The following is a 23,547-nucleotide window of genomic DNA, read 5'->3' as shown; positions in this document are numbered from 1 at the left end:
AGGGGAGTTTGTCCCATGAAAACAGGTCTCGTAGTCACCGCCCATCCCGGCGACTTCGTCTGGCGCGCTGGCGGCGCCATCGCGCTGCATGCGAAGAAGGGCTATCGCATGAAGATCGTCTGCATGTCCTACGGCGAGCGCGGCGAGAGCCAGTTCGCCTGGAAGGAGAAGGGCGCGACGCTGGAATCGGTCAAGGCCGGCCGCAAGGACGAGGCGGAGCGGGCTGCCAAGCTGCTCGGCGCCGAGATAGAGTTCTTCGATTGCGGGGACTATCCGCTGAAGCTGACGGAAGCGCATTTCGACCGCATGGTCGACATCTACCGCGAGCTCAATCCGAGCTTCGTGCTGACGCACGCGCTGGAGGACCCCTATAATTTTGACCATCCGAACGCCGCGCATTTCGCGCAGGAGACCCGCGTGGTCGCGCAGGCCATGGGCCACAAGCCCGGCGCGCAGTACAAATACTCTGCGCCGCCGGTGTTTTTGTTCGAGCCGCACCAGCCCGAGCAGTGCAACTACAAGCCGGACCTGCTCCTCAAGATCGACGAGGTCTGGAAGGAGAAGTACGAGGCGTTCCAGATCCTCGCCGCGCAAAGACATCTCTGGGGCTACTACGAGCGTGTCGCGCTCAACCGCGGCATCCAGGGCAGCCGTAACACCGGCGTTCCCATGACGTATGGCGAGGCCTATCAGCGCTTGTTCCCGACGGTAGCGGAGGAGCTGGCATGAAGCCGGTCGTCGTTCGCAACATTGAGCGAGCCGATCCCGCTGCCATGGCGGAGTACGGCGTCTCGACCGTGCACGAGGCCTATGGTCGGCTCGGCCTGATGAAGCCGTATCTGCGGCCGGTCTGGGTCGGCGCGGCGATCGCCGGCCCCGCGGTCACCGTACTGGCGCAACCCGGCGACAACTGGATGATCCATGTCGCGGTCGAGCAGTGCAGGAAGGGCGACATCCTCGTCGTCGGCTGTACCACCGACAACACCGACGGCATGTTCGGTGAGCTGCTCGCAACCTCGTTGCAGGCGCGGGGCGTGCAGGGGCTGATCATCGATGCTGGCTGCCGCGACGTCAGGGCACTGCACGAGATGAAGTTTCCGGTGTGGTCGCGCGCGGTCTCGGCCAAGGGCACGGTGAAGGCGACGCTTGGCTCCGTCAACATTCCCGTGGTCTGCGCCGGCGTCAATGTCGATCCCGGCGACATCATCGTGGCCGATAGCGACGGCGTCGTGGTGTTGCCGAAGCGTTACGCAGCCGAGGTCGCCGAGAAGGCTAAGAAGCGCAACGCGGACGAAGGCGGCAAACGCAAGCGGCTGGCTTCGGGCGAGCTGGGCCTCGACATGTACTGCATGCGCGAGGCCTTGGCGAAGGCGGGGCTCGTCTATGTCGACAATCCCGAGGATGTCTGAAGAGAAGCGGAGCGGGCCGATGGATCGTCTCAGGCTGAAGGCCGTGCTCGGCAATCACCCCCACGTCCAGGCGGTGAAGAGCGGCGAGCTGCGCTCCGACCGCTTCGATCTCGACTTCATCGAATACACGCCAACCAACACCGCGTTCAAGCCGATGGTGCGCGAGCAGGCCTTCGACGTCTGCGAGATGGCGATCGTGACCTATCTGATGGCGAAGGCGCATGGCAAGCCGCTCGTGCTACTGCCTGCCACCATGCTCGGCCGCTTCCAGCATTCCTACGCGCTCTATAATCCTGCGCATGGAACGCTCGGGCCGTCCGATCTCGAAGGCAAGCGCGTCGGCATCCGCTCGTTCACGACCACGACGGGCGCCTGGATCAGAGGCATCCTCGCCAACGACTGCGGCGTCAACCTCGACAAGATCTGCTGGATCACGTTCGAGGACCCGCATGTGGCAGAATATGTCGACTCCACCGAGCGCGCGCCGAACGGCAAGAAGATCTTGCAGATGCTGATCGACGGCGAGCTCGATGCCGTCCTCGGCGAGGCCTCCGATGATCCCAAGCTGAAGACGCTGTTCCCCGATCCGGCCGCGGAAGCCGCCATATGGTACGCGCGCCGCGGCGTCGTGCCGGTCAATCATTTCGTGGTCGTGACCGAGCAGCTGGCGAAATCGCGTCCTGACGTGGTTTCGGGCATTTATGATCTCCTCAAGCGGAGCAAGGTGCAGGCGGGACCGGCGGCAATGCCGGACCTTGTTCCGTTCGGAATCGAAGCTAACAGGAAGCCGCTGGAGCTGATCGTGGACTATGCGTTCCAGCAGGCGCTGATCCCGCGCCGCTACGCGGTCGAGGAGCTGTTCGACGAGACGACGCGAGGATTGAACTGATGGCGGGTGATCCAAGACGATGGCAGATCGGACTGGTCGGTTACGGCGAGGTCGGCAGGATTCTGGCCGAGGATCTGCGCCAGCAGGACATCAAGGTCTCTGCCTATGACATCAAGCTCGGAGGCGAGCAGGGCGGTTCGCTGCAGGAGCATGCTGAAAAATTCGGTGTCTGGCTCGCAGCCTCGCACGCCGAGCTCACCGCCAAATCCGATTTCATCATCTCCGCGGTCACCGCCAGCCAGGCCGTGCCGGTGGCGAAGGCCTGCGCGGCCGCGATCAATCAGGGCACCTGGTTCCTGGATTTCAATTCGGCGTCTCCCGGCGCCAAGCAGCGCGCCGCCGCGCTGATCGATGCCGCCGCCGGACGCTATGTCGAGGGCGCGGTCATGACGTCGGTGCCGCCTTATCGGATCAAGGTGCCGCTGCTGCTCGGTGGTCCCGGCGCCAGGGAGCTGGAGCCGCTTTTGAACGCGATCGGTTTTGCGGCCAAGGTTGCGAGCGACAAGCTTGGTGTTTCATCGGCGGTGAAGATGTGTCGCAGCATCATGATCAAGGGCCTGGAGGCCATGGTCATCGAAAGCTTCACCACCGCGCGCGCCTATGGCGTCGAGGATGCGGTACTGGCTTCGCTGGCGGAAACCTTTCCCACGATCGATTGGGAGAAGCAGGGCGCTTATTGCTTCCAGCGCGTGATCGAGCATGGCCGCCGCCGCGCCGAGGAAGTGCGCGAGGTCGCCGAGACTGTGCGTGAAGCGGGGCTGACGCCGTGGTCCGCGCAGGGCACCGCCGAGCGGCAGGCCTGGGTGGCGGACCTTGCCGATCAGGGCCTGTTCGGAACGAAAGGCACCGAGGAGTTCGCCCGCAGCGCTGATTGGCGCACCGAGGCGGACCGAATCCTGGCGAAGATCAATCGCGAGAAATAGGGCGGCTCCTGCTCAGGACTTTGGCGTGCGACAGCCCGTGAACTCGTCGCGGGCGCGTTCGATCAACTCCATCAAGTCTTCGGCCTTGCGGGCCAGCCGATCGTTCGCGACTTCGGTCCGGAATTCTGCGCGGATCGATCGAATACACTTGTCGGCCGTATCGAGCGTCAGGAGCATGCGCGTCAGGTCATCCTGTGTCCGGACGCCCGCCAGATCGAGGTCCGACAGGACGTGCCCGATGCCGTCGAGCCGCTTCACCGCGGCCTCGCTGGGCGTTCTCGCTCGAATGGAGTGAGTGTCGATGCCGCTGAATGCGCTGAACATGTCGATGCTTCCCCGTTGAATGCAGACATCAGTGCCGGTCCTACTATGACCGGCACCGCGGGACTTGCAATGCGCGCAGCTATCGGGAATCAGCAAGAATCTACTATCCGGGAATCTACCGGATTCGGAATTGCGAAACGATCAGCGGTAACATCGAACGGAAGCTGCTCGGAAATAAGCCGCCCTTCAATGCAGATATGCATCGAGAGCGGATCAGCAGCCGGGGCTGAACAGAGTGGGCCGTTGACGCGCAAAAGTCTGCCGGCCGCTCTTGAAGCCCATCACGATATCCGGCAGTTCGGCGATGGCGAAGCGGCTGTCCTGCGTATCGAGCAGGACGAGATCGGCCGGATTCCCAACCTCGATGCCGTAATCCCCGAGGTTCATCAGCCGCGCCGGCAGCTCGGTCACGAGATCAAGGCAGGTATCGAAGTCGTTGACCGAGGCATGCGCGACGTTGGCGTAGAAATTCGCCATTCGCAGGAGTGAGGCATCACCGAATGGCGTGAAGGGATTGAGCACGTTGTTGGTCGCGATGGAGCACACCACGCCTTCGCCAGCGAGCTTGTGGGCGAGCGTCAGCCCACGCGGCGCGTTGTGGGTCGCCTCGCGCCCCATCAGATAGAGATCGGTTGCCGGCAGCACGGTGACGGCAACGCCGGCCTTGGCCAATTGCGCGGTAGCAGCCTTCAGCCGCTCCGGTGGCAGTGCGGAGAGTTTCGTCGCATGGCCGATTGCCACGCGACCCCCGTAGTTGCGCCGCTCGGTCTGCCGGCAGACCTCGTCGAGGTGCCACCAGGAGGGATCGAGATCGAAATCGAGATGGAGATCGACATCGAAGTCGAATTCCTGCGCTAGCTCGAAGATGCGGGCGAGATGTGCGTTCGGGTCGGTGTCGGTGTAGGGGCAGCCGCCGATCACCTCGCCGCCGTCACGTAGCGCCTGGATCAGAAGCTCCTCGCTGCCGGGATCGTTGGTGAGGCCTTCCTGAGGAAAGACACAGAGCGACAGGTCGATCGCCCAGGCATAGTCACGCTTCAGCGCCTTCACCGCCTCGAAGCCGCGCAACCCGATGCGCGGGTCGATCTCGACATGGGTGCGCATGCGCGTGGTGCCGTGGACGATGGCACGTTCGAGCACCCTGGCGCCGCGTTCATATACGTCCTCTACCGTGAAGTCCTTCTTCATCCCGGCGACGGCGCGGATCGCTTCCGAGACGCTGCCGTGACCATGCCCGCAGCGGCCGAGCAGGCAGGCCTTGTCGAGATGGATGTGGCTGTCAACGAAGCCGGGCAGGGCGAGGCGCCCGCCGATATCGACCTCGACGGCCTCGCAGGCGAGCGTCGGTTCGATAGCGGTGATCCGGCCGCGCGTGACGCCGATGTCCATCGGGTCGGCGGCACCACGCAGCAAGGCGTTGCGAAAAATGAGGTCAAAGGCGGATTGGGTGATCATGGCTCTTGCGGAAGGAATTTAGTGCATTCAGCCGCGTTTGGCGGCTCCAGATTGTCGGCAGTGTAGCGACGGAAATGTTCAAAATATATGCACGTATTCCCCGAGAGCGGCGTTAGTATTCCGGAAACCGGGGAGAACGAGCCATGTCTGTTGCCGCAAAAGCCGAAGCCGGTCCGTCGTCCGACGCCGAGATCGTGGAAGCCTATCTCACGGCATCGATGATCCCCGATCCGGACGCCGCCGCGGCCTATATGGCGCCGGGCACGGTGATTACCTTTACCGGCGGGCGCGAGTTCGATCATCCGCGCGGCCCGACCGGGTTCAACGCCAAGCGCTACCGCTGGGTCAAGAAGAAGATGGATCGGTTCGATATCTGCCCGGGCGACGGCGAGACCGTGGTCTACAGCGTCGGCACGCTTTACGGCGAATGGATGGATGGGACCGCGTTCGAGGGCAACCGCTATGTCGACCGCTTCGTGGTCCGGAATGGCCAGATCACCAAGATGGATGTCTGGAACGACAGCGCCGAGCGCATCCTGGTCCAGCGCGGTATCGACGCGTAAGCGCCATCCTGGCGGTTGAGCCGCCCTGACTCCACGGAGACAAACGGCCGGTCACCATATCGCAAGCCGCGATAGCTGATAGACGCAAGCTCGTCTGGCGGCTGTCGCGCGCCTGCGCTATCAACGGCGCGATTGCTGCGCCCGGCATGGAGGCGCGAGCCTCCTCGAGGAGTTCCCGATGCGTTTACCCACCCTTGTCCTGGCCCTCACATGCCTTGCAACTGCCGCCTCCGCCGAAGACCTGTCGGGTACGCTTCAGAAGGTCAAAGAGACCAAGAAGATCACGCTGGGCTATCAGGAGGCCTCGGTCCCGTTCAGCTATCTCGACGGCAACCAGAAGCCGGTCGGCTTTGCCATGGATATCTGCCTGAGAATCGTGGATGCCGTGAAGAAGCAGCTCGGCATGCCCGACATCGCCGTCGACACCATCGCCGTGACGTCATCGAACCGGATTCCGCTGATGGTCAACGGGACGCTCGACCTGCATTGCTCGGCGACCACCAACAATGCCGATCGCCAGAAGCAGGTCGCCTTCACCAACACGCACTTCCTCAGCGCAACGCGATTTGCGGCCAAGAAAGCCGCAAAGATCAACACCATCGACGATCTCAAGGGCAAGGCGGTGACCGCGGTGGCCGGATCGGTCAACCTGACGCAGCTCGCCAAGGTCAACACGGAGCGCAATCTCGGCATCAACGTGATGCCGGCCAAGGACCAGGCCGAGGCCTTCCTGTTGCTGGAAACCGACCGCGCCCAGGCCTACGCGCTCGACGACGTGCAGCTCGCGGTCGCGATCGCGCGCTCGAAGGAGCCGCAGCTGTTCATGATCAGCGAGGAGACGTTCTCGAAGCCCGAGCCTTACGGGATCATGCTGCGGCGGGAGGACGCGCCGTTCAAGGCGCTCGCCGATCGCGCGACTGCAGAGCTGTACGCCAGCCAGGAGATCGAGGTCCTGTACAAGAAGTGGCTGGAATCGCCGACCCCGCCGAACGGCCTCAACTACAACGTCCCGATGTCGGGCGCCTTGCGCAACGCCTTCAAGAAGCCGAGCTCCAGCTTCGATCCGGATGTGTACGTCGTCAACTGAGGCGAGAGCTGTCGCGGCCGGAGGCGTGTCGCGCGCATGCGGCCCGCCGAGATGTCAGTAGGCCGTCGGGAACGTCCACCGCGCCCCGGGTCCGGCCGGGGGCGGGCCAGCCTGCTGCATGATATCGGTCCCGAGGAACTTGCGGTCGCCTTCGCGACTCTCCTGCGCATAGAACGGTGGGCAAGCCGCCAGAGACCGACGCCGAAGCGAAATAGCCATGCGCGCAAATGAACCGTTCCCGGTCCGCCACGCGGACCTGATTTTCGCTTTGAAGACGTTCGCCGCGTCGATCCTGGCGCTCGTCATCGCGCTGGCGATGGATCTGCCACGGCCATATTGGGCGATGGCGACCGTATACATCACCTCGCAGCCGCTGGCGGGGGCGACCAGCTCGAAGGCGTTCTTCCGCGTGATGGGCACACTGGTCGGCGCGATCACGACGGTGGCGCTGGTCCCAAACCTGATCGATGCACCCGAGCTGCTGTGCCTCGCCATCGCGCTCTGGGTCGGGCTCTGTCTTTATCTCTCGCTGCTCGACGGCACACCGCGCAGCTATGTCTTCATGCTGGCCGGGTACACGGTGGCGCTGATCGGCTTTCCCTCGGTGTCCGAGCCGGGCGCCATTTTCGAAACCGCGGTGGCAAGGCTGGAGGAAATTTCGCTCGGCATCATCTGCGCCAGCCTGGTTTCGACCATCGTCTTTCCGCGCAGCGTCGCGCCGGCTGTTGCCAATCGGATCGAGAATTGGGTGGCGGACGCGCAGCGCCTAAGTCAAGTCGTCCTGCTGCGCCACGGGACGAACGAAACCCGCCGCGGCAAGCGCATCAAGCTTGCGACCGACATCGTCGAAATCGACACGCTCTCCACCCATCTTGCTTATGACCGGTTGACCGACCGCAATGCCGTCGTCGGACTGGGTGAAATCCGGCTTCGCATGCTGATGCTTTTGCCGGTGATCGCTTCGCTCGAGGACCGGCTCGCCGCGCTGGGCGAGGAGGCGTTGAGGCGGCAACCCGAGCTGGGGCGGCTCCTGGAAGATCTCGCGGGATGGATCACGAGCGACGCCAACGAACGGCAGCCGGCCGAGCGGATTCGCGCCATGATCGCACGGCAGCAGGCGGTCCTCGACGACAGCGCGTCCTGGGAGCGGATCATCGTCACCAGCCTGTTGTCGCGGCTGCGCGAGCTGGTCGACCTCTCGAGCGATTGCCGCGCCCTGACGGAAGCGATCGTCGAGAACCGGAACGTCTCGACCCTCGATCTGGATTTCCAATCCGAAGCAGGTGCCGCGCCGGTGCGCCATAGGGATCGCGGCCTTGCCCTGTGGTCGGCTGCCGGCGCGTCGGCGGCCATCCTGATCTGCTGCGCGTTCTGGATCGGTACCGGCTGGCCGGACGGCGCGTCGGCGCCGATGATGGCGGCCGTCGCCTGTTCGTTCTTCGCCGCGCAGGACGACCCCGCGCGCTTCATCCGCAGTTTTGGCCTGTGGTCCCTGGTCGCCATTGTCGTCGTGGCGATCTACCTTTTTGCGCTGGTGCCCGCGATCTCGCATCTCGAGGTTTTGGTCGCCGCGCTCGCGCCAACGTTCCTCCTCTATGGCTTGCTGATTGCAAGGCCCGCAACGACCGGAACCGGCATGGCGCTCGCGGCCAACACGGCGACGCTGCTGGCGCTGCAATCGACCTACAGCGCGGATTTCGCGTCCTACGCAAATTCCGCTGTCGCCTTCTTCGTCGGTGTCATCATTGCCGAGCTGGTGACGCGGATCGCGCGCGGGGTGGGGGCGGAGTGGATCGCCAACCGCCTGGTGCTGTCGAACTGGACGGCGCTCGCGGTCGCCGCCGAACGGCGCGGCAAGCGGGATCGCGCGGAGTTCGCAGGCCTGATGCTGCACCGGCTCGGCCTTCTGGTGCAGCGCATCGCGTTTCTCTCCGAGAGTGACCGCCGCGACGCCGAGAGCCTGGTCCAGCTTCGTATCGGAATCAACATCATCGATCTGCGGCGCGCCCGCTACGGGCTTGCGGCATCCACCATTGCCGTGATCGACGACATGCTCGATCAGCTCGCCATCGCCTGCCGCAGATATGCGGGTGATGGAATGCCGGCCGAACTTCTGACAAGCGTCGATCGGGCACTGGCCCGGGCGGTGAAGGATCCCAACGGAAAGGCGCGCGAGGACGCTCTGGTCGGCCTCGTCGGCATAAGGCGCGGCCTGTTTCCGGACGCACCGGCCTATCGGCCGCGGGCAGGCGAGAGTGTTGCGGCGTGAGATACGTGATCGATATCTACGGTGTGCTCGTGCCAGCGCTGCTGTTGTGGATCATCATCGCCTACGCACTGAGTGCTCTGCTGCGCCGCTTCATGCAGCGCTTTGATCTTTACCGGCTGGTCTGGCACCGCGCGCTGTTCGATTTCGCGATCTATGTCTGCATTCTCGGCGTCGTCGTCTATCTCTCGGAGTATCTTGCATGAAAGGGAATGTTGCCTGGCTCGGGCGCCTCGCGTTGACGCTCCTTGCCGTTGTCGCCGCGCTCGCTGTCGGCCGCGAGCTCTGGGTCTATTACATGGAGCAGCCATGGACCCGCGACGGCCGGGTGCGCGCCGACGTGGTGCAGGTCGCGCCCGATGTGTCGGGCTTCGTGACCGAAGTGTTGGTCAAGGACAACCAGAAGGTCCATCGCGGTGACGTCCTGTTCAAGATCGACCGCGAGCGTTTTGCGCTGGCGCTGCGGCAGGCCGATGCGTCGGTGGCCGGTCATCAGGCTACGCTCGATCAGGCCAATGCCGATTTGAAGCGCTACAGCGCGCTGACGACCGACGCCGTGTCGCAGCAGAAACAGGAGCAGGTGCTGGCCACCCAGCTCCAGGCCAAGGCGGCTTTCGATGCGGCCGTTGCCGACCGCGCGGTCGCCCAGCTCAACCTCGATCGCAGCGAGGTGCATGCCTCCGTGAACGGCGTGATCACTAACATGAATCTGCGTCCCGGTGCTTACGTCACGGCCGGGAAGGGCGTGATGGCGCTGGTCGACACCGATACGCTGCATGTCGAAGGCTATTTCGAGGAGACGAAACTTGCGCGCATTCGTATCGGTGACAAGGTGCAGGTCCGCCTGATGGGCGAGAAGGTGACGCTGCCGGGCCATGTCGAGAGCATCGCCGCCGGCATCGAGGACCGCGACCGCGTCGAGGGCGCCAGCCTGCTTGCCAACGTCAACCCGACCTTCAGCTGGGTGCGCCTCGCCCAGCGCGTGCCGGTACGCATCGCGCTGGATCATGTGCCTGACGGGATGTCGCTGGTGGCCGGGCGCTCAGCGACGGTGGAGGTGCTGAATTAGGCGCGATTGCCATCGCCCGATTCAAGCGTTCGAATATTTCTTCAGCTCGAACCGCGCGATCTGGTTCCTGTGGACTTCGTCCGGGCCGTCGGCGAGACGCAGCAAACGCGCGGTCGCATAGGCCTGCGTCAATCCGAAGTCGTTCGACGTGCCGCCGCCGCCGTGGGCCTGGATCGCCCAGTCGATGATCTGGCAGGCCATGTTGGGCACGGCGACCTTGATCATCGCAATCTCGGCTTTCGCCACCTTGTTGCCGACGGTATCCATAGCGTAGGCGGCGTTGAGCGTCAGCAACCGGGCCTGCTCGATCATGATGCGGGATTCTGCGATGCGCTCCTGCGTCACCGTCTGCTCGGAAACCGGCTTGCCGAAGGCGACGCGGCTGCGCACCCGGCGGCACATCTTTTCCAGCGTGCGCTCGGAGAGCCCGATCAGCCGCATGCAGTGATGGATACGCCCCGGGCCGAGGCGTCCCTGCGCGATCTCGAAACCACGGCCCTCGCCGAGCAGCATGTTCTCCTTGGGCACGCGCACATCGGTGAAGACGACCTCGGAGGCGCGATCGGGCACGCCGTAGAAGCCGAACACGGGCAGGGGACGCTTGACCGCGACGCCCGCTGTGTCCATCGGCACCAGGATCATGGATTGCTGCTTGTGGCGGTCCGCATTGTCGGGATCAGCCTTGCCCATGAAAATGCAGATCTTGCAGCGCGGGTCGGTCGCGTTGGTGGTGTACCATTTTCGGCCGTTGATGACGTAATGGTCGCCGTCGCGGACGATCGAGCTTTCGATGTTAGTCGCATCGGACGAGGCGACGGCAGGCTCGGTCATGGCGAAGCAGGAGCGGATTTCGCCTGCGAGCAACGGCTTCAGCCAGCGCTCCTTGTCGTTCTCCGTGCCATAGCGCTCCAGCACCTCCATGTTGCCGGTATCGGGCGCCGAACAGTTGAAGACTTCGGGCGCGAGATGCGAGCGGCCCATGACTTCGCAAAGCGGGGCATATTCGAGATTGGTCAGGCCTGCACCGTGCCCGGAGTCCGGCAGGAACAAATTCCAGAGACCTTCGGCGCGCGCCAGCGGCTTCAGCTCCTCGACGACCGGATAGACCTTCCAGGGCCCCAGCTCCTCCGCCTCGCGATAAAAGCGTTCCTCGTTCGGATAGATGTGCCGGTCCATGAAACCGTCGAGCCTGCGCTTCAGCTCGACGACTTTGGGGGACATCGGGTAGAGCATCTTTGGTCTCCTCGATCGATGGACAGGCTGGCGCGCAATCGGCTCAGGCGACGCGATACTCTTTGAATTTCTCGCGCAGCGCCGATTTAAGCACCTTGCCGGTGCCGGTCATCGGGAACTCGTCCATGAACTCGACGGCGTCGGGCATCCACCAGCTCGCGATTTTCGGGCGCATGTGGTCGAGCAGCGTCTTGCCGTCGACGGTCGCGCCCTTCTTGCGGACGACGATGAGCAGAGGCCGCTCCTGCCATTTCTCATGGTTGATCGCGACCACGGCGGCTTGCAGCACATCGGGGTGAGACAAGGCGACGTCCTCGAGCTGGATCGAGGAGATCCATTCGCCGCCGGACTTGATCACGTCCTTGGAGCGGTCGGTCAGCGTGACGTGGCCCTGGGGGTCGATCACGGCCATGTCACCGGTGATCAGCCAGCCGTCGCGGTCCAGGCCTTCGTCGAGTTTCATGTAGCCGGACGCAACCCACGGTCCCCGCGCGCGCAGATGGCCGACGCTCTTGCCGTCGCGCGGCAGCTCGTTGCCGCCGTCGTCGACGATGCGCAAGGCGGTGCCGAAACACGCGCGGCCGGACACCTGGCGGCGGTCGAACTTCTCCTTGTCTTCGAGATGCTCGGAGCCCGGCCGAAGGCCCGGCATCGAGCAGCCCAACGCTTCGGTCATGCCCCAGGCCTGGATGTAGTCGATGTCATACTCACGCTTGAGCTTCTCGACCATCGCGCGCGGCGGCGCCGAGCCTGACGACAATGTTGCGCGAAGTGTCGAGAACCTGTTGCCGGTGCGTCCGAGCCAGTCGAGCAGGATCAGCCAGAAGCTAGGCACGCCCGCCGACAGCGTCACCTTCTCTCCTTCAAGCAATTCGTAGAGCTTGTCCGGCTCGTAATTGCGGCCGGGCAGCACCAGCTTCGAACCGGTATAGGGCGCGGTGAACGGCATGTTCCAGCCGTTGCCGTGGAATAGCGGCGCCATCGGCATCATCACCTCGCGCACACCTTCCAGGTGCCCGGGCAGGAAGTCGAAATTGCAGGAGACCATGGTCTGCAGGATCGCGGAGCGGTGCGAATAGATCACGCCCTTCGGATTGCCGGTGGTGCCGGAGGTGTAGCAGATCGTGGACGCCGACTTTTCGTCGAACTCCGGCCAGACGAAGCCGGCGTCGTTCTCTTTGTCCAGAAGCTCCTCGTAGCAATGGACGTTGGCAAGTTTGGTCTCCGGCATCCGCTCGCGCGAGCACATCACGACATAGGCTTCGATCGATTTGAGCTGCGGCGCGATTGCCTCCACGATCGGCAGCGTGGCGCGGTCGATGAACAGCAGCCGGTCCTCGCCATGATTGACGATATAGACGAGCTGTTCGGGGAACAGCCGCGGGTTGATCGTGTGCAGCACATAGCCCATGCCCGGCGCGGCGTAGAACATTTCGAAATGCCGGTGCGTATTCCAGGCCAGCGTGCCGACCCTGTCGCCGGGCATCATGCTGAGCCTCTTGAGCGCCAATGCCATGCGCTTGATGCGCGGATGGGCGTCCGCATAGGTGTAGCGATGGATGTCGCCCTCGATCTCGCGGGCGACGACCTCGGCCTCGGCGTGATAATCGGCGGCATACTGGATCAGGCCGCTGATCAGGAGCGGCATATCCATCATCAATCCCTGCATCGTTCCTCCGGATCGCCACGTCGTTGCGCGGCGTGCGCTTGTGATGTGCGCTTGAGGTTAGCGGAACGCCACGCGACGTTCACGTAAAAAGCGAGGGACCTGATTGCATGCGTCTCTTTTTCAGGGCTAAGTGATGCGAGCTGCCGGCGAAGCAGTTTCCGCCGGGGAGGAAACGGATGTCAGCGGAAAGACACAAGACCGGTGCAGCCGGCGAATCTACACTCGACATTGACGCACTCCGTGCGCGCTATCGCGACGAGCGCGATCGGCGCCTGCGCACCGAGGGCAAGGCGCAATATGTCGAGGTGACCGGCGAGTTTGGGCGCTATCTCGACGATCCCTGGGCCAATTCCGGATTTGCGCGCGAGGCCGTCAGCGAACAGACCGAGGTGGTCATCGTCGGCGGCGGCTTCGGCGGCCTTCTGTGTGGCGCGCGACTGCGCGCGGCCGGCATCGATGATTTCCGGGTCGTGGAAAAGGCCGCCGATTTCGGCGGCACCTGGTACTGGAATCGCTACCCTGGTGCGGCCTGCGATACCGAGAGCTACATCTACCTGCCGTTATTGGAAGAGACCGGCTACATGCCGGTGCGTAAATATGCGCGAGCCCCCGAGATCTACGAACATTCGCGCCGCATCGGCCGTCACTTCGATCTCTACGAGCGCGCGCTGTTTCAGACCGTCATCACGCGCATGGAATGGCAGGAGTACGAGGCACGTTGGCTGGTCGAGACCGATCGCGGTGATTGCATCCGCGCGCGCTTCGTCATCCCTGCTGGAGGCCCACTGAGCCGTCCGAAGCTGCCGGGCATTCCCGGTATCGAAAACTTCAAGGGACACAGCTTCCACACTAGCCGCTGGGATTACGCCTACACCGGCGGCACGGCCGAAGGTGATCTTGGTGGTCTTGGCGACAAACGCGTCGGTATCATCGGCACCGGCGCCACCGCCGTGCAATGCGTGCCGCATCTCGGCCGCTCGGCCAAGGAGCTCTACGTCTTCCAACGTACGCCGTCGGCGATCGGCGTGCGCGACGACCGCCCGACGGATCAGAGCTGGGCGCAGGGACTCAGACCCGGCTGGCAGCGCGAGCGCATGGACAATTTCACCACGGTGATCTCGGGCGAGCCATTCGAACAGGATCTGGTGCAGGACGGCTGGACCGGCCTGCTCGGCGAGATACTGCTGGCGCCGCGTCGCCAGACGCAGCCGGTGACCTCGATCGAGGAGGCGCTCAAGGTCATCGAGCAGGCCGATTATCGCAAGATGGAAGAGATCCGGGCGCGCGTCGACGCGATCGTCAAGGACGAGGCAACTGCTTCGGCGTTAAAGCCGTGGTACAAGGCCTTCTGCAAGCGGCCGTGTTTCCACGACGAATATCTCGACACCTTCAATCGTCCCAACGTGCATCTCGTCGACACCAGGGGGCAAGGCGTCGAGCGCATCACCGAGAACGCCGTCGTGGTCGACGGCAAGGCCTATGAGCTCGACTGCCTGATCTATGCGAGCGGTTTTGAAGTCGGCACCGATTACGCCCGTCGTATGGGCTTCGAGATTTATGGACGCGATGGCACGAGTCTGTCCGAGCGCTGGCGCGACGGCGTCAAGACGATGCATGGCTTCTACAGCCGCGGCTTCCCGAACTGCTTCCTGATCGTCATGGTGCAGGCCGGCCAGAGCGCCAACTTTCCGCACATCATCGACGAGCAGTCGCAGCACATCGCCTACGTGATCGCTGAAGCGCGCAAGCGCAAGGCGCGAACTCTTGAGCCGACGCTGGCGGCCGAAAACGCCTGGGTTGAGGAGGTGGTCAAAGCCGCGCTCGGACGCCAGACCTACCTCGCTGAATGCACGCCCGGCTACTACAACAATGAAGGCGTGTTCGATCCGATCGCGGCGAGAAACAGCCAGTATTGGCGCGGGCCGGTGGCATTCCTGCGGCTGCTCGACAAGTGGCGCAAGGAGGGCAATTTGGACGGACTGGAACTGTCGTATGATCACGCCATGGAGTCGGCGCCTTCGTCCGGGTAAGCTCGGGCATTGGATCGCGCCAGAGAGAGGACATTGGACATGATCAGGGGCAGAACTGTAACTGCGGCGGTTTTCGGGGCGATGACGCTGCTCGGCTGCCTCTCGCCCGCCGCCCACGCCGCGCAATGCGGCAGCTCGTCGGCCGGTTTCGAGGCCTGGAAGCGCGAGTTCAGTGCGGAAGCGCAGGGCAAAGGCGTCGGCCAGACCGCGCTCGGGGCGCTGATGCAGACCAATTACGCCAGTGCCACCATCGCGGCCGACCGCGGCCAGCGCAGCTTCTCGCTGACGCTCGACCAATTCCTCGCCAAGCGCGGCGCCACTACCATCGTCGCCAAGGGGCGCCAGCTCAAGCAGTCGCAGGCCGCCTTGTTCGCCTCGATCCAGCAGCGCTATGGCGTTCCGCCGGGGCCGCTGATCGCGATCTGGGGCATGGAGACCGGATTCGGCAGCCAGCGCGGCAACCAGAACATGCTCTCCTCGATTGCGACGCTCGCCTACGACTGCCGCCGTCCCGAATTCTTCACCGACCAGCTCTATGCGGCGCTGAAGCTGATCGATCGCGGCACGCTGTCGGGGGCAACCCGCGGCTCGATGCACGGCGAAGTCGGCCAGACCCAGTTCATGCCCAAGAACATCCTGGCCTACGGCACAGGCAATCTCGAAGTTGCCGCCAATGCGCTGAACTCGACAGCGAATTTCCTCAAGGCCCACGGCTGGCGTGCAGGAGCCGGTTACCAGCCGGGCGAGCCGAATTTCGCCGCCATCGAAGCCTGGAATGCCGCCGGCGTTTATCAGAAGGCGATCGCCCTGATGGGACGGCAGATCGACGAGGGCGGAGGTACGGCCGCCTCGCGCTGACCAGAGCCCCGTTTCGAACGGGCTCTAGCTTCTTGTTTTGGCGCGTTTTCCTTATGCGGACCGGCATCCACTTCGCTTGGGCACCCTGCTGCTCAGCAAGGCGTGATGCGCGGGCAAGAGAAAGTTGTTGCCAACTGGAACCGACGGCACGAGGTTTGCTTTGATCGAACAGGGCTGGGCATGAGGAGACTCAACATGGCAACCCAGATCGTGATGGACCAGACTGGCGACACGCGCCACGAGTTTGATCCTGGCAATGCCGAAGCGCTGGCGCGGGCCGAACGGCGCTTTCGGGAGCTGACCGGAGCGGGCTTCACCGCCGCGCTGCGAACCGGACCCGGCGAAGTCACCCGGATCCGATCGTTCGACCCGACCGCGCAGGAAACGCTGTTCTATCCCCGCCTGGTCGGCGGTTGATCTGAGCTGCTCATGATCGCGGCGGTCTGGCTCCGCGCGCCGGCGCGTGCGCGTCTGCATGCGCTACGCGAACTCTATCGGCGCTTCTTCGGCGAGAACACGCCGGATGCCCGCGGCCGGCGGCTCCTGGCCGAATGGCTGTCACCGGCGCAGCGCGCGCAATTCGAGCAGTACCGGCATTTCGATGTCGTCGGCTGCGATACCGGCAAGACCTATCGCATCCACTATGGCACCGCCGCCAATGTCCACGAGATCGACGCGGCCGGAAACGCGACAATGGGGTGGTGCTTTGTCCCGTCAGGCTTTCTCGTCCCCGGCGACGTCATGCTCGCACAGAAGATCGCACTTGAAACCGACGAAAGGGGAGCTCTCGCGCTCGCCAACAGGTTTCCGCCGGCAACGCATTCGGAGCATTTCTATCGGCGGCCGTTCTAGGGCAAGGCTATCAGTGCACGGCTATCAGTAATGTGTGGTGCGATAGGCATCCACCGCGTGCGCTGCAAAAACGCCGACGCTGCAAAGCGCGAGCAGGGCCGAGATCAGCTCGATCATAGCTCGTCCTCCTGCGGCGCCAGGGCGACGAGGTGCTGACAGCAGGAATAATCCCAGATCAGGTCGAGGAAGAATTGCATGGTGGCCGTCCCTGTATGATTTTGACAACCAGATAACCGAGCATCTGTTTCAGGCGTGTTTCGTCGCATCTGGAAACGGGTTTCTTGGGGAACCCCGGGCTGGTTTGTGCGCTGCGGAGCCGCTACATCCCGCTCTTGCTCAATCCCATTAGCCGCGAGGCGGCGCATCACATGGCGAGGCGAAATCATGGCGCAGGTCGAGTGGTTCGACGATCTCACCATTGGAATGCAGTTCAAATCCCCCGAAGTTCACGTCACCGAGGCCGACATCAAGCGGTTCGCGGCCGAGTTCGATCCGCAGCCGATGCATCTCGACCACGAAGCCGCCAAGCAGACCCTGTTCCGGGGTCTCGCTGCCTCGGGATGGCACACCGCTGCGATTGCCATGAGCCTCGCGATCCAGACCCGCCCCTTCGGCCCGCATCCGCTGATCGGCGCCGGCGTCGACGGGCTGCGCTGGACCATCCCGGTACGGCCCGATGACCGCCTGCATCTGGTTGGCGAGGTCATGAGCCTGGCGCCGTCGAAGTCGAAGCCGCAGGGTATCGCACTGGTGAAATGGACCATGTTCAACCAGAACGGCGAGGAGGTTTACACCTTCACCCCGATCGCGATCGTGCCGCGGCGGGAGTAGGGCAAGGTCGGGGCCTACGCACCCCTGAAGCCCTTGCGGGTCACCGGCAGAGGTGGTCATCTCGGTCCGGGGAACACGCTGGAGGCTGACATGAAACGATCTCTTCTCGCCGCCGGGTTGCTGGCCGGCGCCTTGAGCGCAGTCGCTTTGACCGCAAGACCGGTGCAGGCGCAACAATCCAAGGTCGGCGACTGGACCATCGAAAAGCGTACGCAAGACGCACATTGCAATGCGAGCCGCGGCTACAAGGACAAGGAAGACGAGAACCGGGACTACGTCATCGTCATTACCTATTCCGAGAAGGCTATTGTCATCGTCATGATCTATGACGGCTGGGAGTGGGACAAGGTTGGTGAGATCCTCCGGGCCGATGTCGGCACCGACGACGCCGATATCATGAAGAAGGCCAAGTGGGAGGTCATGGACAAGACCACCGTGCGCGGCATCTTCGAATACGATCAGTCCATGATGGACCGGCTGTCTAAGGCCAAGCGTCTCTCGCTCGATTTCGAGGACGATGACGACGACAGCATCGAGATGCAGGTGCCGCGTGCCGGTGAAGCGCTGGCGGCGCTGAAATTCTGCGAGGAGAATCGCAAGTAAATTGCCGGAATCGGATGCGACGTCGGCGGGATCGGTGACGACAGGGTTCTGCAGCGCGCGGCGCCTGACGCATCGCGCACGTGACTCATCGCACACAGTCCGCGCGCTGTTCGCATTTATCCTAGTCTTTGGCGAAAACGTCCAAGCCGCATCCTGCGGTTGACGTTACGCAAGGACGATGTTCGATATTCCAGCATTTCGTTGCAACGTTTTCTCCGCGTCGATTGCGTCGTCCGGCCGATGACAATCCTCCACGCAAATCGGTTTTCGTCTCTCGTCGGCGAGATCTACGACGCGGCGGTCGATCCCGCGCTACGCAGCGGGGTGCTGGAACAGGTTTCGCATTTCATCGGCGGATGTGCCGCGACCATCCTGTCCAGGGACAGAGCCAGGCTCTCGATCGAGATCCATGAGCATTTCGGCAGCGAATCCCGCTTCCGCCAGCTATATCGCGACCGATATGTGGAGCTGGACCCTCTGCTCGATCGTCATCTCACGCTTGCGGCGGAACAGACGATCGGCGTAGCCGACATCATGCCTCATGCGGATTTCCTGACAACGAGCTTCTATCGCGAGTGGGTGGAACCGCAAGGAGCGATGGACCTTGCAACCGTCGCGCTCGAGACGTCGGCCACGCGCACCACGATCCTGCAGGTGTTGCGGCACCGGTCGCACGGACTCGTCGACGAGCCGATGCGTGAGCGCATGCGGCTGCTTGCTCCGCACCTCCAGCGCGCCAGGATCATGGGCCGGCAGATCAGGGCACGCTCGCATACCGTGGACGACCTTGCCGATATCTTGGATGGGCTGAGCACGGCGATCTGCCTGCTCGACGCAGATGGCCGCGTCGTGCATTCCAACGCAGCATGCCGCGGGCTGTTCGCGGATGCCAGACTGCTCGCAATGGTCGGCGACCGGATCGTGGCCCGTAACACCCAGACCGAGAAAATATTCCGTGGCCTGTGCGAAATCGATTCAGGGAACGAAACTCGTTCCGTTCCCCGCCGTCAGATCGAGCTTGCGACATCAGTTGATGGGCAGCACTATCTGCTCCACGCTTTTCCCCTGAAGCGCGATCGCACTCCATCGCGAGATGTTGCAGCCACGGTGCTGTTCGTTCAGAAGGCATCGGCGGCGACATGGCTCGCAGCCGATGCGATCGCTGCGGCCTTCAGGCTGACACCGTCCGAATTGCGCGTATTGATGGCAATTATCGAGATTGGCGGCGTTCCCGACATTGCGGCAAAGCTCGGCATCGCCGAAACGACGGTGAAGACGCATCTCGGTCGCCTGTTCGAGAAGACCGGCGCCGGCAGGCAGGCCGACCTGGTCAAGATCGCCACCGGCTTTGCCGTTCCATTCGCGCGTCGAACGAACGACGGTGACGATGCCTTGTGATTTATTTCACATGGTTCGCCGGCTATGTGCCGCAATCTCAATCCATTGTGATGAGCCGAGCTCCGGTGTCCTCCGAATGCAGGACGCGAGTCATTTGAGACTTTCGTATATCGCGTTGCAGAAAAGTGAAAAGCAGCAAGCGCCGCGAAGAGATGCCACGACGGCATCGAACGCGAGTGTGAGGAACGACAGCGCGCGGCCGGCCTGCTCATCGGTTGGAGGATTGCAGTGAGCCAGTTTGATTTTTCCGTTATCAACGTTTCAACGAACGAAATTCCCGAAAACGAGCGCATCCCTCTGCTTCGCGATTTTTACTGCCGCGGGGTGTTGAAGGCGGAGGTCGAGCCCAGGGAAGGAAAGCCGTTCGCGGCGAGCTTCACGTCCCACGTCATGCCGGAAGCCCAATTGCTGATCGGAGGATTGTGCGGAGCGCGGGTCATTCGCACCAAGCACATGGTTGCCGATGGCGATGACAGTCTGGCCCTGATCGTGAATCGATCCGGCGTGCTTGGGATATCCGAGCGAGGGCACGATCTGAGCCTCCGTGCCGGAGAGGCTGTCCTGACGAGCGCGGAGGACGTCACGACGTTCGAGCGATTGTCGCTGGGTAGCTGTTTCTCGCTGCGTGTGCCGAGACGCGTGCTGGCGCCGATGATCGTGGATGTCGATGACGCCGTGATGCGGGTCATGCCGGAGAGTTCGACGGGACTTCGGCTGCTGGTCGATTACGCGGTGACGCTGGTGCGGGAGAATGCGTTCGCGATGCCCAATTTGCGCCAGCTCGGGGTCGGGCATCTGCACGATCTTCTGGCAATCGTCCTCGGTGCCACCAACGAGCCGCGGGAACTGGCCGGGCGGCGCGGCCTCAAGGCGGCACGGCTGCAGAAGGCCAAAGCCTCCATCGCCAACAATTGTTGGCGGCAGGACCTGTCGGTTGCCACGGTCGCCCACGAGCTCGGCGTGACGCCGCGTTATCTCCAGCGCCTGTTCGAGGCCGACGGCAAGACGTTCTCGTCCTTCCTGATCGAACAACGCGTCAAGCGTGCACATCGCATGTTGCGCGAACCCGGATACGCCGAGCGGACGGTCAGCTCGATCGCCTACGATGTCGGTTTCGGCGATCTCTCCTATTTCAACCGCTGCTTCCGGCGGACTTATGGCGCCACGCCCAGTGACGTCAGGAGCCGCGAGATGTCGTGACCGCGCGCGATTGAATGTCAGGTCAAATGCCGATTGGAGACGGCACGGGCGTGCGCCGCCCGCAGTTGGAGTGTTGTGTTGCATGCGCCGTTTTTTCTTTGATCTTATGCTCGGCAATATCGTGAAGATCGATCCGGGTGGCATGGTGTTCGAATGCCCCGAAGCGACATTCGTGGTGGCCAACGAGATGGCAAGCCACCTGTTCGTCTGGCGCGACGATTTGCGCGGCCGCGATGCCTGCATCCGGGTCAGAGACACCGACGGGCGCGAGATCTATCGCGCCGCGGTCTGGTCGGAGAATCTGGAGAAGGTCGGCTGGGACGAGGCGTGAGCGTCCCGGTGCGGTATTGCAACTCCGCATCAGCAGCGCCCAAAACGGATGTCCGTTCGTTCCGGCCGGCTCGATCCGCCGGGCCGGCATCCTCCGATCGGAGGATGCCGCATGCTGTGGTTGTGGTATGCTTGGTGATATTGATCACCCAGGCCATTTATAGCCATGCACGGACCACGGAAACTGCCCGACCTGGTCGAGGCCATCTACGATGCCGGGCTCGATCCCTCGCTGTGGAATAACGTCGTCACCGGCATCCGCGACTTCGTCGGCGGCCAGGCCTGCGGGCTGTTTTCCAAGGACTCGATCAGCAAATTCGGCGTCACGCACTATTATTGCGGGGCGGACCCGCACTACATCCGGCTCTATTCCGAGACGCATTCGAAGTTCGATCCGCTGACAGTCCTGCCGCCGCATGGCCAGATCGTCAGCATCCCGGATCTCGTCAATTTCGATGAATATCGGCGAGGACGCTTTTACCAGGAGTGGATGCGGCCGCAGGGTTGCAGCGATGCGGCCAACGTCGTGCTCGAGAATTCGAATCCGAATTGCCCGGTGATGATGACGGTGCTGTCGGGCCGCCGGATGGTGGATCCCGTGATGAAGCACCGCCTCTCGCTGGTCGTCCCGCACGCCAGCCGCGCGTTGCTGATCAACCGCGCCATGACCTCGCAACTGACGCTGGCGACAGCGCTGGCAGAGGTCCTGGACAATCTTGCCTGCGGCATCTTCCTGCTCGATGGTTTCTGCCGGGTGGTGCACGCGAATTCCGCGGGGCACGATTTGCTTGCGGCCGACGATCTGGTTCGGTCCGTTGCGGGGCAATTAGTGACCAGCAGTGCGGAGGCCAATCAGACGCTGCGGGAAGCGTTCGCGGCCCGCAATGAAATTGCCCTGCTTGCCACAAAGGGGCATGCGTTTTCACTGCTTTCGCCTTCGGGCGAGCGTTACGTCGCGCACATCCTGCCGCTGTCGTCCGTCCTGCGGGACCGCAGCGAGCGGGTGGTCGATGCCGTCGGTGCGCTGCTCCTGCGCAAGGTATCGCTCGGCGGACAGTCCTACGGCGAATTGATCGCGCGGACATTCGACCTTACGCCGGCCGAGCTGCGCGTGTTCGTGTCGATCGTCGAGGTTGGTGGCGTCCCGGAGACGGCGGTCGCGCTCGGTATCGCGGAAACGACGGCGAAGACGCATCTGCACCGCGTGTTCGCCAAGACGGGCGTTTCGCGTCAGGCTGATCTTGTCAAGCTTGCTGCAGGATTCTCCAATCCGCTCGTCAACTAGACCGTTGATTTTGCTATCACGATTGAACCTTTCGCTCCCGCGAAAGACTCACGGAAGCCGCCAGGCATGAAGAACATGTCGCCATCTCCATGTGTCACCATTGGCTCGTCCGATGCCCCGACCTCCAAAGCCGTCCGAGTTGATCGAGACTATCTATGACGCGGGTCTCCACCCGGAGTTGTGGAGCGAGGTCGTTGTCAAGCTCAATGCCTTCATCGGCAGCCAGGCCTGTGGTCTGATTTCGAAGGACCCGGTCAGCAAATCAGGCGCGACGCATTATTACTGCGGAGTCGATCCGCACTACATTCAGCTCTATGCGGAGACCTACTCCCGGTACGACCCGCTCGCTCGGCTTCCGCGCTACGGCGAGGTGCGCAACATCCCCGATCTCGTGGATTTCGACGAATATCGCCGCGGCCGCTTCTACCAGGAATGGCTGCGCCCCCAAGGTTGCGTCGACGTCGCCAACGTGGTGCTCGAGCAGTCGAAGTCGTCCTGTCCGATGCTGATGACGGTGATCCCGGGCAGGGAGATGCTCGACGCCGAACAACGGGCGCGGATGCAGTTCCTGGTTCCGCATGCGAGCCGGGCGCTGCTGATCAACCGGGCCATCGAACGGAAGCAGCAGCGCGCGATCGCGCTCACCGACGTCGTGGGCCGACTCAACGCGGGCGTCATTCTGCTCGATTCGACCTGTCATATCGTCCACAGCAATCTGGCCGCGGAGACGATCCTGGCCGTCGATGATGTCCTGCGGTCTGTCTCGGGCCGGTTGGTGGCAAGCTCCTCCGCTGCAAACTCGGCCCTGCGCGATATCTTCCGCGACACAAGCGAAGTCGCTTTGGCGGCATCTTCGGGGCGGAAAATTCCGCTGATATCGCGCGACGGTTCCTACTACGTCGCGCAAATCATCGCGCTGCCGTCATTGCTGCGCGAGGGGACGGCCGAGCGCAGTTCGGCCGTGGGAGCCTTGTTCATCTGGAAAGCGGAACTCGACGGCCGCTCGTGTGCCGGTCTCATTGATCGCACCTTCGAACTCACGCCTGCGGAACTGAGGGTCTTGCAGTCGATCGTCGATGTCGGCGGCGTGCCGGAGACCGCGGTTGCGCTCGGTATCGCAGAGACGACGGTGAAGACGCATCTGCATCGGGTGTTCGCCAAGACCGGCGTTTCTCGTCAAGCCGATCTCGTCAAGCTCGCAGCTGGATTCTCCAATCCGCTCGTGCACTGAGACGCGTTCAAAACGCAGGCGAGTCGCAGCAGCTCGCAATAG

24 protein-coding genes are annotated in these 23,547 nt (G+C 63.2%); 20 read left to right on the top strand and 4 right to left on the bottom strand.

Annotated elements, in window-relative coordinates:
* Positions 1-15: 15 nt before the first annotated feature.
* From AC0L21_RS02375 to AC0L21_RS02360, 4 genes are read left to right on the top strand one after another with little or no spacing between them, the layout of a single operon-like run.
* Positions 16-729, top strand: coding sequence for a PIG-L deacetylase family protein (locus AC0L21_RS02375; RefSeq protein WP_473257623.1), 714 nt, complete (start codon positions 16-18; stop codon positions 727-729).
* Positions 726-1,409: a 4-carboxy-4-hydroxy-2-oxoadipate aldolase/oxaloacetate decarboxylase gene (locus tag AC0L21_RS02370; RefSeq protein ID WP_473257621.1), complete on the top strand. Its 684-nt coding sequence runs from the start codon at positions 726-728 to the stop codon at positions 1,407-1,409. The genes AC0L21_RS02375 and AC0L21_RS02370 overlap by 4 nt, the downstream gene beginning before the upstream one ends.
* A gap of 19 nt (positions 1,410-1,428) precedes the next feature.
* Positions 1,429-2,298 carry a substrate-binding domain-containing protein gene (locus AC0L21_RS02365; RefSeq protein WP_473257619.1) on the top strand — a complete coding sequence of 290 codons (870 nt, stop codon included), beginning with the start codon at positions 1,429-1,431 and terminating at the stop codon, positions 2,296-2,298.
* Positions 2,298-3,221 (top strand): DUF1932 domain-containing protein, encoded by a 924-nt coding sequence (locus AC0L21_RS02360; RefSeq protein WP_473257617.1) that lies wholly within the window; start codon positions 2,298-2,300, stop codon positions 3,219-3,221. The genes AC0L21_RS02365 and AC0L21_RS02360 overlap by 1 nt, the downstream gene beginning before the upstream one ends.
* Before the next feature lie 12 nt (positions 3,222-3,233).
* Here the strand turns inward: AC0L21_RS02360 and AC0L21_RS02355 are convergent, their stop codons facing one another.
* Together AC0L21_RS02355 and AC0L21_RS02350 are read right to left on the bottom strand one after the other, a co-directional pair.
* A complete protein-coding gene (locus tag AC0L21_RS02355; protein WP_473257615.1) occupies positions 3,234-3,545 on the bottom strand; it encodes a hypothetical protein in 312 nt (103 codons plus the stop codon).
* A gap of 213 nt (positions 3,546-3,758) precedes the next feature.
* Complete coding sequence (locus AC0L21_RS02350; protein ID WP_473257613.1) at positions 3,759-5,000, bottom strand: amidohydrolase family protein; 1,242 nt, start codon at positions 4,998-5,000, stop codon at positions 3,759-3,761.
* A 143-nt stretch (positions 5,001-5,143) separates the two neighbouring features.
* On the opposite strand from AC0L21_RS02350, the gene AC0L21_RS02345 reads away from it, so the two are divergent.
* From AC0L21_RS02345 to AC0L21_RS02325, 5 genes are all read left to right on the top strand, one after another.
* Positions 5,144-5,563 (top strand): nuclear transport factor 2 family protein, encoded by a 420-nt coding sequence (locus AC0L21_RS02345; RefSeq protein WP_473257611.1) that lies wholly within the window; start codon positions 5,144-5,146, stop codon positions 5,561-5,563.
* Positions 5,564-5,741: 178 nt separating this feature from the next.
* Positions 5,742-6,650, top strand: a complete 909-nt coding sequence (locus tag AC0L21_RS02340; protein WP_473257609.1) for an amino acid ABC transporter substrate-binding protein — start codon at positions 5,742-5,744, stop codon at positions 6,648-6,650.
* A gap of 217 nt (positions 6,651-6,867) precedes the next feature.
* On the top strand, positions 6,868-8,919 hold the full coding sequence (locus AC0L21_RS02335) for an FUSC family protein (RefSeq protein ID WP_473257607.1): 2,052 nt from the start codon (positions 6,868-6,870) through the stop codon (positions 8,917-8,919).
* Complete coding sequence (locus AC0L21_RS02330) at positions 8,916-9,122, top strand: DUF1656 domain-containing protein (RefSeq protein WP_027517340.1); 207 nt, start codon at positions 8,916-8,918, stop codon at positions 9,120-9,122. Before AC0L21_RS02335 ends, AC0L21_RS02330 begins: the two co-directional genes overlap by 4 nt.
* Complete coding sequence (locus AC0L21_RS02325) at positions 9,119-9,985, top strand: efflux RND transporter periplasmic adaptor subunit (RefSeq protein WP_473257603.1); 867 nt, start codon at positions 9,119-9,121, stop codon at positions 9,983-9,985. The genes AC0L21_RS02330 and AC0L21_RS02325 overlap by 4 nt, the downstream gene beginning before the upstream one ends.
* A gap of 21 nt (positions 9,986-10,006) precedes the next feature.
* Here the strand turns inward: AC0L21_RS02325 and AC0L21_RS02320 are convergent, their stop codons facing one another.
* Complete coding sequence (locus tag AC0L21_RS02320; RefSeq protein WP_473257601.1) at positions 10,007-11,218, bottom strand: acyl-CoA dehydrogenase family protein; 1,212 nt, start codon at positions 11,216-11,218, stop codon at positions 10,007-10,009.
* A 43-nt stretch (positions 11,219-11,261) separates the two neighbouring features.
* Positions 11,262-12,887, bottom strand: a complete 1,626-nt coding sequence (locus AC0L21_RS02315; protein ID WP_473257599.1) for a long-chain fatty acid--CoA ligase — start codon at positions 12,885-12,887, stop codon at positions 11,262-11,264.
* Between the two features lie 176 nt (positions 12,888-13,063).
* Here AC0L21_RS02315 and AC0L21_RS02310 point away from each other — a divergent pair, with 176 nt between their 5' ends.
* The 11 genes from AC0L21_RS02310 to AC0L21_RS02260 all read left to right on the top strand — a co-directional run bounded on the left by AC0L21_RS02310 (position 13,064) and on the right by AC0L21_RS02260 (position 23,505).
* Positions 13,064-14,917: a flavin-containing monooxygenase gene (locus AC0L21_RS02310; RefSeq protein WP_473257597.1), complete on the top strand. Its 1,854-nt coding sequence runs from the start codon at positions 13,064-13,066 to the stop codon at positions 14,915-14,917.
* Positions 14,918-14,956: 39 nt separating this feature from the next.
* Positions 14,957-15,775, top strand: a complete 819-nt coding sequence (locus tag AC0L21_RS02305) for a lytic murein transglycosylase (RefSeq protein WP_473257595.1) — start codon at positions 14,957-14,959, stop codon at positions 15,773-15,775.
* A 195-nt stretch (positions 15,776-15,970) separates the two neighbouring features.
* Positions 15,971-16,192 (top strand): hypothetical protein, encoded by a 222-nt coding sequence (locus AC0L21_RS02300; protein WP_007592399.1) that lies wholly within the window; start codon positions 15,971-15,973, stop codon positions 16,190-16,192.
* Between the two features lie 12 nt (positions 16,193-16,204).
* Complete coding sequence (locus AC0L21_RS02295; protein ID WP_007592397.1) at positions 16,205-16,627, top strand: hypothetical protein; 423 nt, start codon at positions 16,205-16,207, stop codon at positions 16,625-16,627.
* 384 nt (positions 16,628-17,011) lie between these two features.
* A complete protein-coding gene (locus AC0L21_RS02290) occupies positions 17,012-17,458 on the top strand; it encodes a MaoC family dehydratase (RefSeq protein ID WP_473257593.1) in 447 nt (148 codons plus the stop codon).
* A gap of 90 nt (positions 17,459-17,548) precedes the next feature.
* Positions 17,549-18,061, top strand: a complete 513-nt coding sequence (locus AC0L21_RS02285; RefSeq protein WP_211399667.1) for a hypothetical protein — start codon at positions 17,549-17,551, stop codon at positions 18,059-18,061.
* A gap of 240 nt (positions 18,062-18,301) precedes the next feature.
* Positions 18,302-19,459, top strand: a complete 1,158-nt coding sequence (locus AC0L21_RS02280) for a helix-turn-helix transcriptional regulator (RefSeq protein WP_473257589.1) — start codon at positions 18,302-18,304, stop codon at positions 19,457-19,459.
* Positions 19,460-19,687: 228 nt separating this feature from the next.
* Positions 19,688-20,659, top strand: coding sequence for a helix-turn-helix transcriptional regulator (locus AC0L21_RS02275; RefSeq protein WP_473257585.1), 972 nt, complete (start codon positions 19,688-19,690; stop codon positions 20,657-20,659).
* An 82-nt stretch (positions 20,660-20,741) separates the two neighbouring features.
* On the top strand, positions 20,742-20,990 hold the full coding sequence (locus tag AC0L21_RS02270) for a DUF6894 family protein (RefSeq protein WP_473257583.1): 249 nt from the start codon (positions 20,742-20,744) through the stop codon (positions 20,988-20,990).
* A 165-nt stretch (positions 20,991-21,155) separates the two neighbouring features.
* The gene (locus AC0L21_RS02265; RefSeq protein WP_473257581.1) at positions 21,156-22,274 is read left to right on the top strand and encodes a helix-turn-helix transcriptional regulator; all 1,119 of its coding nucleotides are present in this window, start codon (positions 21,156-21,158) and stop codon (positions 22,272-22,274) included.
* Between the two features lie 112 nt (positions 22,275-22,386).
* The gene (locus tag AC0L21_RS02260) at positions 22,387-23,505 is read left to right on the top strand and encodes a helix-turn-helix transcriptional regulator (RefSeq protein ID WP_473257578.1); all 1,119 of its coding nucleotides are present in this window, start codon (positions 22,387-22,389) and stop codon (positions 23,503-23,505) included.
* Positions 23,506-23,547: the final 42 nt, after the last annotated feature.

The sequence above is a fragment of the Bradyrhizobium sp. WSM4873 genome (genome assembly GCF_055811355.1).
This window is presented reverse-complemented; position numbering and strand designations above follow the sequence as displayed.